Raw genomic sequence first — 12,678 nt, forward strand, 5'->3', positions numbered from 1 at the left:
CGAGATTTCTCGAGGTTTTTGCTTTATTTGCCTGCGTAATATTTTTGAATTCCTTTGACAATACCAGCCACCAATCTATTTTGGTAAGCATCGCTACGAATTTGTTGGTTTTCGTTGAAATTGTCAATGTAACCAAGCTCCAATAGAACTGCTGGTTTATCAGTTTCTCGAAGGACAGCAAAGCTACTTTGGAGGAGACCTGCATCCTTAGCACCAGTTTCAGCTAGGAGTGAAGAGTGGATATCAGCAGCAAGGCGATTACTTTCACTGATACGATCAGGATGGTTATGCCAGTAAGGATTGATCTTAGCGCGATAGCCCGAATCTTCTTCGTAAGAATAAGTTTGGATACCAGATCGGTTAGAAGCAGGGTTGCCACTAGCATTGAAGTGGATACTGATGAAAATATCCGAGTTTGTACTATTCACCATTTTTGAACGTTCAGTGATAAAGTCGACATAGACATCACTATCTCTCGAAGAAAGAACGGTATAACCAAGCCCCTCAAGTTCCTTACGAAGTTTCTTGTAAACTTGCATAGTGAGGTCTTTTTCATTCGTGTTATAGTAAACAGCACCAGGATCTTTACCACCGTGTCCTGGATCTAAGAAAACAGTCTTCGTGTATTTTCCTTTTTCAAATCCACGACTTACAGGAATTTCGCCAATCCATTTCCCATTACTTTGGAACTGCTGTGCTTTTCCATCGATTTTGCGAGTTCCTGTGACATAGACACCATTTTCATCTAGATAGTAACGGGCATTGTAGTAGCTGTCGTCAATCCATTCACTCTTAGCCATGTAACCACCTGACTTGAGGTAGTATGAGCCAATCCATTCACGCGCAGCATAAGTACCACTAGATTTTAAGTAGAACCAGCTATTATAGTTTTTATCGAAAATCCATTCTTTCTCAGCCATAACCCCGTTAGCTTTTAGGTAGTAGTTACCTTGCCATTGGTTGTTTGCCATGCTGGCATCTTTTTTAAAATAGTACCATGATCCAGCGATTTTTTCCCATTTTTGTTGTGCTGCTTTACCAGAGCTTAGAGCGTAATATGATTTGCCATCATGTTTTACCCAGGAATTTTCAGCCATGGCACCACTGTTAGAAAAGAGATAACCATTGAAAATGGTGTTGCTGAGCATAATTCCTTCTTTGTCAAAGTAGTACCATACACCACCAACTTTTTCCCATTTTTGCTGAGAGATTTTACCAGATGGCTTTGCATAATACCATTTATCTTTGACTTTACCCCAGCCACTATCGACCATAGCACCGCTAGAAGTTAGAATGTATCCATCGAAAATAGTATTATCAAGCATGATTCCATTCTTATCGAAATAGTACCATTTGCCGTGAATTTTTTTCCAGTTTAGAGCAGGTTTGTTTGCTTCATAGAAGCGCCAGATATTTTCTTCAAATACCCAACCATTCTTTTTGACTTCGGGAGCTTTTGTCTCCTCTTTCTTGTCTGAACTTGTACTTGGAGTTGTAGTAGATGTTGTAGGGAGGCTTGAACTTGTTTCAGTAGTAGGAGCAGTTTCCTTAGTTGAAGGGGTGCTCTTTTTTTCTTTTTCTGTAGTTGTAGTTTCTTGTGTCGTTTCTGCTGTAGTAGTTTGTAGGTGTTTTTCTTCAGCAAAAGCTGGATTTGTTGTAAATCCTAGAAATGAAAGCGTGATGGCACTTGCCAAGAGCGTTTTTTTCACTTATTTGATCTCCTATTTTTTAATAATCTCTTTTTAAAATGTCATTAGAAAAGCACCTCATGTGGAAGAACTAGTCACCAACTGTTGAGGTGCTGGCATGATTTATTTTTATTTCATCATGAAGATTTGAACAATCATAACGATGTAGATGAGCAATGTGAGTAGAAATCCAGCTCTCCAAAAGAATTTAAGGAATTTTGGGTAATAAAAGCTGCGTTTTTTGCTCAGGAAGTAAAAAGCTAAAATAATAGCTAGCAAAGATAGGGCTGCCCCCAAAATGGGAAGTTGATTATGGGTAAAAACCTTTGCACTGATTAAATAGTATTCAAAAATCAGAAAAGGAAAAGCCAAATCTGCAAAGTTAATCCCCTTTTTCTTTAACTTAAAAAATCTACTAAAGATAATAGCCAAAGCCAAGGTTAGTACCAAAAGCAAGACGGAAGCGAGTTTCATTAAAATCATAACAATATTGTATCATAAAATTTGAATAAAAGAAAAGCATATTCCTTGATTTAACAGTGTTTTTCTAAAAATTTTTGTTTAGAAACTGATTTTTTATACTATATCAAAGATCAATGTGGTTTACTTTGTAAAGTTGGAGTAGTTTGAACCTTCATTATAAATCTTTTTTATGGTGACAATAAAAAATATATATTAGCCAGGAGAGAAGAATAGTAGTAGAATGAGTAGCAAATAAAACAAAGGAGTTTCTTATGAAATTAGTTACTTTATGGTCAAAACTCTCACTGGGCATTCAATTATTGGTGGCTTTGGTCTTGGGTGTTATCGCTGCCCTTATCTGGCCACAATTTGCAGGCTTTTATCAATTTTTAGGACAAGCCTTTATTAAATTGATCAATATGGTTATCATTCCGCTAATCTTCCCAACCATCGTTGTTGCAGTAGCTGGAGTTATCGGAAAAAAATCTTTCGGAAAAATCTTGACCAAGAGTTTGGTTTACTTTTTTGCCGTAACAACTGCCATTACTCTTTTGTTTGTATTTGCTAGTTACTATTTAGGATTTGGTCAAGGAGTGAATATCGGTCAAACTGGTGGAAACCTTGATGGGATTGCTAACAATGTCAAGTTCAGCGAATTTTTGCTTGGTTTCATTCCTTCAAATATCGTTAAATCTCTTTCAGATGGCGCTCTATTGCCAATTATCGTTTTTGCAATCTTTCTTGGTTACGGAATTGGGAATCTTAAGTCTGATAAATCTCAGAAGATTATCGAAGGTTTCCAAATCTGGATTGAAGCCATTTACAAGATTGTTGCAGTAATTATCAAACTATCACCGATTGGTATTTTTGGATTTATCGCTAAAGATGTTGCAACTACGGGTGTCGACAAGTTGATTGGGCTTGGTCAGTTTGTAATTGGAACTTATCTGGCTTATGCTGTTTTGGTTCTCCTTATTTTCCCTTTGATTGCTTTCTTCTTTAAAGTACCGTATTTATCAGCCTTTCGTGAAAATTGGAGTCTCTTGACTCTGGCCTTTGTTACGGGTAGTTCGAGTGTGGTCTTGCCATCACTTCTTAAAGATTTGAAAAAACAGGGGCATGACGAGCATACAATTGATTTAGTTGTTCCTTTAGGATATACTTTTAACTTAGAAGGAGCAGCGGTTTATTTCTCAGTAGCGACAATTTTTATCGCCCACGCCTATGGTATTCAATTCTCTTTATCAAGTCTCTTGTTTACTGTTTTATTGTTGACTTTGATTGGAAAAACTGCAGCAACTGTGCCATCAGGAGCTATCGTAGTTCTATTAGCTGCAGCACCTCAATTGGGCTTGCCAGTTGAAGGAGTGGCCTTGATTTTTGCAGTTGATTTCTTTGTCAATGCAGGCCGTACCATGATCAATGTTTTAGGTCAAATCTTAACAGTCAGCGTTATCGAAAAAACAGAAGGATATATTTTAGAAGAAGAAAAGGAAAGCCAATTATCAGTCAGCTTTTCTTAAGGAGATATAAATAATGAGTGAAGCAAAAGTTTATGTGATTCATGAGAATCTAGAATGGACTCAACATTTAGTGAAATGGTTGGAAGAATTAGAAGTCCCTTATGAACTATGGGATTTGTCTAGTGGGATTTTAGATTTGCAAAGCCCACCGCCGCAAGGTATCTTTTACAATCGTATGTCTGCCTCTTCTCACACTAGGGGACATCGTTATGCTCCAGAATTTACAGAGCAAGTGATTACTTGGTTAGAAGCACACGGACGCAAAGTTGTGAATGGTACCGGTGCTATCAACCTTGAAATTAGTAAAATCAAACAATATTTGAAGTTAAACGAATCTGGTATCGAGACTCCTGCAACAGTTGCGGTTTTGGGTCAAGAGAACATTATTGAAGCAGCAAGAAAATTAAACATTTATCCTTTGATTACCAAGCACAATCGAGCAGGTAAGGGATTGGGGGTTCAACTCTTTCAAAATGAAGAAGAACTGGCAGCTTATGTCAATAGCCCTCTCTTTGAACCATCAGTGGACGGGATTACCTTGTTACAAGCCTACATCAAGCCAAGTGATGGACGTATCCGTCGTTCAGAGTTTATCAATCAAAAATTCCTCTATACTGTTTCGATCGATTCTTCAGATGGTTTCCAACTGTGTCCAGCAGATGGTTGCCAAATCGGCAAGAGACCAGAGCAACTAGAAACGTCTGAAAAATTCCAGATTACAGAACCTCTACCAGATGACCGGAGAGAAGCTTATGAGAATTTCTTGAAAAATGCTCAGATTGAAGTTGCGGCGATTGAATGGGTTCAATCAGAGAGTGGAGACATTTATGTCTATGATGTAAATACCAACACCAACTACAATCCTACCGCAGAAAAAAAAGCCAATATTTTTGCTCACCAACATTTAGCTCAGTACCTAAAAACAGAATTGCAAGCCCTGACTAGTGGACAATAAAGTAGGAAATTCAAAAATCCCCCAGTATCAAATGACTGGGGGATTGATTTGTTTAATCGGTGAAATCTTATTGATCTGCTTTAAAGTCTGGGTCTTTTAGGCTTTGAACACTGGCATTGATGACAGCACCGATAATTAATATCTTGGCAATGATAATGAACCAGAACATCATAACAACGACGACGATTGAACTGAAAAATCTGACGTCAACGAGATAATTGACATAATTGTTGAAATAGGCTGCAAAGATGTTTAATAAAGCAATCGTCGTAGCTAGTACAAAGAGACTTCCAGGTATGACATAGCGAATCTTACTTACTTTAACATTTGGTAGGAAATAATAGAGCATAATCACGGTAGCAAAAAGAAAGGCATAAATCAGGGGACCTGTAAAATCCTGTAGATAAGAAAACAGGGCACTCTCGGATTTCCAGTAGTTTTTAAGCAAATCCAATAACATATGGCCGAACATACTGAGGAATAAGGCAAGCGCAAAGAGAATTTGAAGGCCAAAGCTAACCAAGAGACTCATCAGCTGGTGTGAGATAATTCCTCTATTTTTTGCAACTCCATAGGCTTTATTAAAGGCCTTCTGAAGAAAATCCATGGATTTGGAGAAAGTCCAAAGAGCTGATAAGATAGCAAAACTTAGTAAACCTGTTGATGGCTGAGTCAGAACTTCTCTGGCAATCTTCGCGACTACTTCATAGATAGTATCTGGTAAAAATTCCTTGATTGTTAATAGAAAGTTTGAGACGGGAATTTGAAAGTAGGGTAAGATATTGACCACTATCATGAGTAAAGGGAAGATTGAAATTAACCAATAGTAGGCAACAGCAACGCTAGTTAACTCACTATCGGAGGCTTGATAGTAGTGCAAAAAAGCTTTTAATAAGGGTCTATCAGTCAGCTGTTTCCACAACTTTTTCATGTTACAATCCTCCAGTTTTTCTCTTGTTTTTTATAGACTTTAATTTCTTCGAACTAATTCCATCATATCATAAGGTAAGGTATTAGCAGATTCTTTTAAGGAATAAGTTTCTAAATTATTGACATTTTGGCGTAGCTTTTTGGCATATTGAGCTGAGATGAGTTTTTGAGCTTCGTATTCAAAGATACACTTACGCTCAAGGTAGTATCCTCTAAGCATTTCATCGATGTTATTGGGTTTGATACGATTGATAACCCGTTCCACAAAGGCACCACTCGTAATATGACTGGTTTCGCGAAGACGAGATTCCTGCATGAAGCTAATCAGAGAACTCTTATAAATCCCTTTGAGGTTTTCCAAACTCTCGATAATAATTTCAGTGTTGGCTAGGTAGAGTTCAGCGATCTGGTCATAATCAATGGCAAGAAGTCTTTGTTTTTCCTTGTCTTTCCACGAGCGGAATGTTTTCCCAAATGTGAGCAATTCATGAAGTAGAAAACGAAGAATGCGTATGGAGACAAGGAAGTAGTAGGTTAGTCGAGAAGCAAAGTTTCGCTTAATATTTTTCTCCATGCTTTTCAAGTAGCGTTGGTAGACACGATAAGCACGATCTCCAATCTTTCCTTCTTCATAGGCTTGTTCCAAGCCATCGCTTTCAACACTGAGAATCAAGAGTTTAAGAGCTTCCCAGTCCTCTTGAATTTCTTTGTTTTCTTGACTAAGAATAAGATTTTCAATACGTCCATAATAATTGTCAACAGCCGCATAGAGTGGAACCTTGTTTTTTGTATTCTCTAAATCCTTCTCTAATTCCATGGCGACATCGTTTAAGATAGCGATGTGCATGAGCTGATCCTTAGACGGTTCTTTCTCTTCAGAAAGGTGTGGGAGTACTAGTAATCCCGTCAGGAAACTTACTAGAGTTACACCAGCTACGAGGAAGAGAAGAAGAGGATATTCTTGTTCCAGATTAGACGGTATCAAAAGGATAGTGGCAATGGATACAGTTCCCTTCACACCAGAAAAGGTAAGGAGGAGCATGTCTTTGACATATTTGTCTAAACTTTTATGAAGCTTCTTAATCCGAAATGCGTAAAATCCATAGATCATGACAAAGCGGATAGCAAAAAGTAGGAAGGTCAAGAGGAAAACGCTGAGTAAGAGAAGCATTTTGTTGTAGAAAGCACTCTTAAGAATTGGTTCCGCGATCATTTCCAGTTCCATCCCAAGAATGACAAAGACAGACCCATTGAGCATAAAGGTTACAGTCTGCCAAACAGTCTCAGTAACTGTATCAACTTGCGCTTCAAGGAGATTTATTTTCTTGAAACGACTGGCTTTCAGAATCCCAGCAACAACAACGGCGATGATGCCTGAAACATGAATTTCTTCGGCTATAAAAAAAGTCAAGAGAGGTAAACTAAGTTCCAATAAGAGCTCACTTGCGATATCTGTTGCACGGACGCTGAGTAGAAAAGTATGGAGGAAGCGATTGATTAGGGCTGTTATCAAGCCGACTGCAAAACCTCCAACGATGGAAATGGCTAATGAAGTTCCGGCTTGGGTAAGGGAGAATGTTCCTGTTGTCCAAGCGATGAGAGCCATTCGAAAGGCTACTAGTCCAGAAGCATCATTCAGAAGACCTTCCCCCTTTAGGATATTAGAGACCCGTTTTGGGAAGGAAAAGCGTTGAGAAAGGGATGCGAAGGCGACTAGGTCAGTAGGACCTAAGGCGGCACCAACTGCTACGCAGGCGGCCAACGGAAGGCTAGCCCAAAGGACATGGGCGACTCCTCCCATGCTCAGCGCTGATATAAAGATAACTGGGAAAATCAAGTAGAGGACAATCCGCCAGTGTTTTAGGATAGAAGTAATGTCTGCTTCTTGAGCCTCTCGAAAGAGTAGCGGGCCAATGACTAAAGCTAGGAATAACTCAGTATCTAAATGATATTGGTTGTTGGGTAAAAAAAGTCCAATTCCAATCCCTAACAAAATTTGAATCAGAGGCATGGCTAAAAAGGGCAAAAGCTTATTGGTCGTACTAGAAACAATAAGAACTAGTAAAAATACCAAGAGATAAAAAAGTAAATTCATTTTTCACCTCCCTATTTTTGTTTACGACAATTTTCAAAAAGTTCCTTTTGTTCTTGGATTTTTTGATCAATCTTTGAGCAGTCCTTATGCTCGATTTTCTTCTGACAACGCTCCATTTCAAGTGAAATCATTTTCTTCTTGATTTTCAGCATTTTTTTACTCATATGTGCTTCATCCAAAATACCAACTGCACGTTCATGTTGGGTTGACTCGACAAAGTTGTGACGAAGAGCTTCGATTTTATCTTTTAGGTATTGTTTATCCATGTCGATACCTTTCTAATTTTTCAATCATAACTAAAAATGGGGGATTGTTAATTTGGTTGAGGGTGCGATAGATAGTAGCAGTATATTCTTGTTGCGGTAACTGACTAACATAATCCATAACTGCATCCCGTTCTATATCTCCGCCTTCATGCCCGTAATAAATCATGATGGCTATTCGTCCCCCTTTAACGAGCATCTGACAGAGCTTTTCAAGTGCCTCAATGGTTGTGTGAGGTTTAGTAATGATAGACTTATCGGCAGTAGGAAGATAACCTAGATTAAAGATGGCTGCTTTCACCTCAGTTGCAAACTGATCTACGTTTTCATGACCTTGTAGAAGTAACTCGACATTGGTCAAACCGGCTTCTTGTAGACGTTGACTTGTTTTTTGAAGAGCTTGCTCTTGTATATCAAAAGCGTAGACTTGTTTAGCTAATTTGGCAAGGAAAAGTGTATCATGTCCATTTCCCATTGTTGCATCTAAAACAACATCATCTTTTGTGATGACTTGGGCAAGAAAATCATGCGCCATTTCAAGTGGTCTTTTCATTCATAAACTCCTGTTTTACAGCCTTGCATCCTTGAACACTACCTCGACGTCTCATTTCAGCTTCAATGCTATTTAGGACTTCCCATTTATTGAGACTCCACATAGGACCAATCAACATTTCTCTAGGTGCATCTCCTGTAATCCTATGGATGACTATATGTTTAGGAATAATTTCTAGTTGGTCACAGATAACTTTCACATAGTCATCTTGACTCATAAGCTGCAGTCTACCCTCGTGATAATCACGTTGCATTCGAGTATTGGTCATAAGGTGAAGTAGGTGAAGTTTAATCCCTTGAATATCATTATCAGTCACACAACGACGAATATTTTCCACCATCATATCATGAGTTTCACCTGGCAAGCCGTTAATCAAATGGGCAACAATTTCAATCTTGGGATATTTTCTTAAGCGTTTAACTGTCTCCACATAAAGTTCATAGGAGTGGGCACGGTTAATCAATTCAGAAGTTTCTTCATAGGTTGTTTGTAAACCTAACTCTACAGTAACATGCATTCGTTCTGACAGTTTTGCCAAGTATTCGATAGTCTCATCGGGAAGGCAGTCTGGCCGTGTACCGATATTAATGCCAACCACACCGGGTTCATTAATAGCTTGTTCATAGCGTTCGCGAATGACTTCGAGCTTTTCATGAGTATTAGTAAAGTTTTGGAAATAAACCAGATATTTTTTGACATCTGGCCATTTCCGGTGCATAAAGTCAATTTCTTTATAAAATTGCTCACGAATAGGAGCGTCAGGTGCAACAATAGCATCTCCAGATCCAGAAACCGTACAGAAAGTACAACCTCCATGAGCTACTGTACCATCACGATTGGGACAATCAAATCCGGCATCGATAGGAACTTTGAAAGTTTTTTCTCCGAATAAATTTCGATAATAATCATTCAAGGTATTATAGGATTTCATAGCTAATATTATATCAGAAAACCCCAGTAAACTCAAAGTTAGTAAACAATTGAAGAGAAGTAAGAAATTTTTAAAATCAAAAAATCTTATATAAATTCTTTACAAAAAAAATTAAAGTGGTATAATAGAGGTGTTGATGGTGCAAACGTTTTCGTAAATCGTTTGCACTAAAATAAAATAAGGAGATTTGAATGATGAAAGCTACATTCAAAAATGTTTTGTCTTTCGAGTTTTGGCAAAAATTCGGTAAGGCTCTAATGGTGGTTATCGCTGTTATGCCAGCGGCTGGATTGATGATTTCAATCGGTAAGACACTTGCAATGATTGACCCTAACTTTGCGCCACTTGTTATTACAGGTGGAATCCTTGAGCAAATTGGTTGGGGAGTTATCGGTAACCTACATATCTTGTTTGCTCTTGCTATCGGTGGTAGCTGGGCTAAAGAACGTGCAGGTGGTGCCTTTGCAGCAGGACTTGCCTTTATCTTGATTAACCGTATCACTGGTGCTATCTTTAGTGTTAGTGGTGATATGTTGAAAGATCCTAATGCTATGGTTTCAACAATCTTTGGTAACTCTATCAAAGTTTCTGATTACTTTATCAGCGTGTTTGAAGCTCCAGCACTTAACATGGGTGTGTTTGTAGGGATTATTTCTGGTTTTGTAGGGGCAACTGCCTTTAACAAATACTACAATTTCCGTAAACTTCCTGATGCACTTTCTTTCTTTAACGGAAAACGATTTGTACCGTTTGTTGTTATCCTTCGTTCAGCAATCGCTGCAATTCTTCTTTCAATTTTCTGGCCACTTGTTCAAACAGGTATTAACAGCTTTGGTATCTGGATTGCCAACTCTCAAGAAACAGCTCCAGTTCTAGCACCATTCTTGTATGGTACTTTGGAACGTTTGCTCTTGCCATTCGGACTTCACCATATGTTGACTATCCCAATGAACTATACAGCTCTTGGTGGTACTTATGATGTCATGACTGGTGCAGCAAAAGGTACTCAAGTATTTGGTCAAGATCCACTTTGGCTTGCATGGGTAACTGACCTTGTAAACCTTAAAGGTACTGACGCAGCTCAATACCAACACTTGTTAGATACAGTACATCCAGCTCGTTTCAAAGTTGGACAAATGATTGGTTCGTTTGGTATCTTGATGGGTGTAATTGTGGCTATCTACCGTAACGTTGATCCAGATAAGAAACACCAATACAAAGGTATGATGATCGCAACTGCTCTTGCAACATTCTTGACAGGGGTAACTGAACCAATTGAGTACATGTTCATGTTCATCGCAACACCTCTTTACCTTGTTTACGCTCTTGTTCAAGGTGCTGCCTTTGCAATGGCTGATATTGTGAACCTTCGTGTACACTCATTCGGTTCAATCGAATTCTTGACTCGTACTCCCCTAGCTATCAACGCTGGTATTGGTATGGATATTGTTAACTTTATCTGGGTGACAGTGCTCTTTGGATTTATCATGTACTTTATCGCTAACTTCATGATTAAGAAATTCAACTATGCAACTCCAGGACGTAACGGTAACTACGAAAATGCAGATGGTTCTTCTGAATCTTCAGCTGCCGGTGAAACTAAAGTTGCAGAAGCTTCTCAAGCAGTTAACATCATCAACCTTCTTGGTGGACGTGCGAACATCGTTGATGTCGACGCATGTATGACTCGTCTTCGCGTTACTGTAAAAGATGCAGAAAAAGTTGGAACAGAAGAACAATGGAAATCTGAAGGAGCTATGGGACTTGTCATGAAAGGACAAGGTGTCCAAGCTATCTACGGACCTAAAGCTGACGTTTTGAAATCAGATATCCAAGATATCCTTGATTCTGGAGAAGTGATTCCTGAAACTCTTCCAAGTCAAATGGCAGCAGCTCAAAAAGATACTGTTGTCTACAAAGGTGTAACTGAAGAAGTTTATTCAGTTGCTGACGGTCAAGTCATTGAATTGGAACAAGTTAAGGATCCAGTCTTTTCACAAAAAATGATGGGTGATGGATTTGCAGTAGAACCAGCAAACGGAAACATTGTATCTCCAGTTTCTGGTACTGTATCAAGCGTCTTCCCAACTAAACATGCTCTTGGTCTTGTAACTGAAGCAGGTCTTGAAGTTCTTGTTCACATTGGTCTTGATACTGTAAGTCTTGAAGGAAAACCATTTGAAGTGGTAGTTTCAGAAGGTCAAACAGTAGCTGCTGGTGATCTCTTGGTCAAAGCTGACCTCGGAGCTATTCAGGCTGCTGAGCGTGAAACTACAACTGTAGTAGTCTTTACAAATGGAGATGCCATCAAGTCAGTTAAACTAGAACAAACCGGTTCTCTTGCAGCTAAAACAGCAGTTGCAAAAGTAGAATTGTAATACACTAAGGGGTTGGAAGCTGTTTTCCAACCTCTTGTTTATAGGAGAAAAACATGAAGTTTTTAACACTCAATACTCATAGTTGGATGGAAAAAAATCCTGAAGAAAAATTTCAGCTCTTGTTTCAAGATATACTTGAAAACAGTTATGATTTGATTTGTTTTCAAGAAATCAACCAAGAAATTACATCAACTCAAGTAGAGTCTGGACCACTTTACAATCCGTTACCTTCAGCAGAACCCATTCACCAAGACCACTATGTTCGTCTTTTGGTAGAAAAGTTGTCTGAAAAAGGACTGGACTATTATTGGACATGGGCTTATAATCATATCGGCTATGACCATTATCATGAGGGAGTTTCAATTCTATCTAAAACACCGATTGAGGCGCGTGAGATTTTGGTTTCAGATGTAGATGATCCAACTGATTATCACACTCGTCGAGTTGCACTAGTAGAAACAGTAGTAGAAGGTAAAGAGCTTGCAGTTGCGAGTGTGCATCTCTCTTGGTGGGATAAAGGATTCCAAGAGGAATGGGCAAGATTTGAAGCAGTTTTAAAAGAGTTGAATAAACCTCTATTACTAGCAGGAGATTTTAATAACCCTGCAGGTCAGGAAGGATATCAAGCTATCCTAGCTAGTCCGCTAGGCTTACAGGATGCCTATGAAGTTGCAAAAGAGAGAAGTGGAAGCTACACTGTTCCTCCAGAAATCGATGGTTGGAAAGGGAATTCAGAACCTCTTCGAATTGATTACGTCTTTACGACAAAAGATCTTCAGGTAGAAAAGTTACAGGTAGTTTTTGATGGCCAAGCAAGTCCGCAGGTCAGTGATCACTACGGTCTTCAAGCAGAACTTTCTTGGAAGAATTGATATAACTAGTTTACTAAATACAATAGGC

The 12,678-nt window shown here is 38.8% G+C and carries 11 protein-coding genes; 4 read left to right on the forward strand and 7 right to left on the reverse strand.

The genetic code is table 11. The features are described 5' to 3' along the window. Positions 1–23: 23 nt before the first annotated feature. Both O3643_RS00505 and O3643_RS00510 read right to left on the reverse strand, forming a co-directional pair. Positions 24–1,709, reverse strand: a complete 1,686-nt coding sequence (locus tag O3643_RS00505) for an N-acetylmuramoyl-L-alanine amidase (protein WP_371499074.1) — start codon at positions 1,707–1,709, stop codon at positions 24–26. Between the two features lie 108 nt (positions 1,710–1,817). After that, positions 1,818–2,177: a DUF3397 domain-containing protein gene (locus O3643_RS00510; protein WP_371499692.1), complete on the reverse strand. Its 360-nt coding sequence runs from the start codon at positions 2,175–2,177 to the stop codon at positions 1,818–1,820. A 245-nt stretch (positions 2,178–2,422) separates the two neighbouring features. Here O3643_RS00510 and O3643_RS00515 point away from each other — a divergent pair, with 245 nt between their 5' ends. Together O3643_RS00515 and O3643_RS00520 are read left to right on the forward strand one after the other, a co-directional pair. After that, complete coding sequence (locus O3643_RS00515) at positions 2,423–3,673, forward strand: dicarboxylate/amino acid:cation symporter (RefSeq protein ID WP_225750514.1); 1,251 nt, start codon at positions 2,423–2,425, stop codon at positions 3,671–3,673. A gap of 13 nt (positions 3,674–3,686) precedes the next feature. Continuing rightward, positions 3,687–4,628 (forward strand): RimK family alpha-L-glutamate ligase, encoded by a 942-nt coding sequence (locus O3643_RS00520; RefSeq protein WP_371499076.1) that lies wholly within the window; start codon positions 3,687–3,689, stop codon positions 4,626–4,628. A gap of 67 nt (positions 4,629–4,695) precedes the next feature. On the opposite strand, the gene O3643_RS00525 is transcribed toward O3643_RS00520, so the two are convergent. The 5 genes from O3643_RS00525 to O3643_RS00545 are packed head-to-tail and all read right to left on the reverse strand — an operon-like array spanning position 4,696 to position 9,400. After that, positions 4,696–5,559 (reverse strand): YihY/virulence factor BrkB family protein, encoded by an 864-nt coding sequence (locus tag O3643_RS00525; RefSeq protein WP_371499078.1) that lies wholly within the window; start codon positions 5,557–5,559, stop codon positions 4,696–4,698. Between the two features lie 39 nt (positions 5,560–5,598). Beyond that, positions 5,599–7,653, reverse strand: a complete 2,055-nt coding sequence (locus O3643_RS00530; RefSeq protein ID WP_371499080.1) for a cation:proton antiporter — start codon at positions 7,651–7,653, stop codon at positions 5,599–5,601. Between the two features lie 11 nt (positions 7,654–7,664). Next, positions 7,665–7,919 (reverse strand): hypothetical protein, encoded by a 255-nt coding sequence (locus tag O3643_RS00535; protein WP_006148185.1) that lies wholly within the window; start codon positions 7,917–7,919, stop codon positions 7,665–7,667. Then, a complete protein-coding gene (locus O3643_RS00540; protein ID WP_371499082.1) occupies positions 7,912–8,469 on the reverse strand; it encodes a class I SAM-dependent methyltransferase in 558 nt (185 codons plus the stop codon). Before O3643_RS00540 ends, O3643_RS00535 begins: the two co-directional genes overlap by 8 nt. Next, positions 8,453–9,400: a TIGR01212 family radical SAM protein gene (locus tag O3643_RS00545; protein ID WP_371499084.1), complete on the reverse strand. Its 948-nt coding sequence runs from the start codon at positions 9,398–9,400 to the stop codon at positions 8,453–8,455. The genes O3643_RS00540 and O3643_RS00545 overlap by 17 nt, the downstream gene beginning before the upstream one ends. A 191-nt stretch (positions 9,401–9,591) precedes the next feature. Here O3643_RS00545 and O3643_RS00550 point away from each other — a divergent pair, with 191 nt between their 5' ends. Together O3643_RS00550 and O3643_RS00555 are read left to right on the forward strand one after the other, a co-directional pair. After that, complete coding sequence (locus tag O3643_RS00550) at positions 9,592–11,778, forward strand: PTS transporter subunit IIBC (protein WP_371499086.1); 2,187 nt, start codon at positions 9,592–9,594, stop codon at positions 11,776–11,778. Between the two features lie 53 nt (positions 11,779–11,831). Beyond that, on the forward strand, positions 11,832–12,650 hold the full coding sequence (locus O3643_RS00555; RefSeq protein WP_371499088.1) for an endonuclease/exonuclease/phosphatase family protein: 819 nt from the start codon (positions 11,832–11,834) through the stop codon (positions 12,648–12,650). Positions 12,651–12,678: the final 28 nt, after the last annotated feature.

The organism is Streptococcus sp. 20925_1_44 (assembly GCF_041432435.1).
GTDB classification, from domain to species: domain Bacteria; phylum Bacillota; class Bacilli; order Lactobacillales; family Streptococcaceae; genus Streptococcus; species Streptococcus infantis.

Excerpts from the sequence above, each read along its gene's own strand:
- O3643_RS00515 (WP_225750514.1), top strand. The coding sequence starts at position 2,423 with ATGAAATTAGTTACTTTATGGTCAAAACTCTCACTGGGCATTCAATTA.
- O3643_RS00520 (WP_371499076.1), top strand. The coding sequence starts at position 3,687 with ATGAGTGAAGCAAAAGTTTATGTGATTCATGAGAATCTAGAATGGACT.
- O3643_RS00525 (WP_371499078.1), bottom strand. The coding sequence starts at position 5,559 with ATGAAAAAGTTGTGGAAACAGCTGACTGATAGACCCTTATTAAAAGCT.
- O3643_RS00530 (WP_371499080.1), bottom strand. The coding sequence starts at position 7,653 with ATGAATTTACTTTTTTATCTCTTGGTATTTTTACTAGTTCTTATTGTT.
- O3643_RS00535 (WP_006148185.1), bottom strand. The coding sequence starts at position 7,919 with ATGGATAAACAATACCTAAAAGATAAAATCGAAGCTCTTCGTCACAAC.
- O3643_RS00540 (WP_371499082.1), bottom strand. The coding sequence starts at position 8,469 with ATGAAAAGACCACTTGAAATGGCGCATGATTTTCTTGCCCAAGTCATC.
- O3643_RS00545 (WP_371499084.1), bottom strand. The coding sequence starts at position 9,400 with ATGAAATCCTATAATACCTTGAATGATTATTATCGAAATTTATTCGGA.
- O3643_RS00550 (WP_371499086.1), top strand. The coding sequence starts at position 9,592 with ATGATGAAAGCTACATTCAAAAATGTTTTGTCTTTCGAGTTTTGGCAA.
- O3643_RS00555 (WP_371499088.1), top strand. The coding sequence starts at position 11,832 with ATGAAGTTTTTAACACTCAATACTCATAGTTGGATGGAAAAAAATCCT.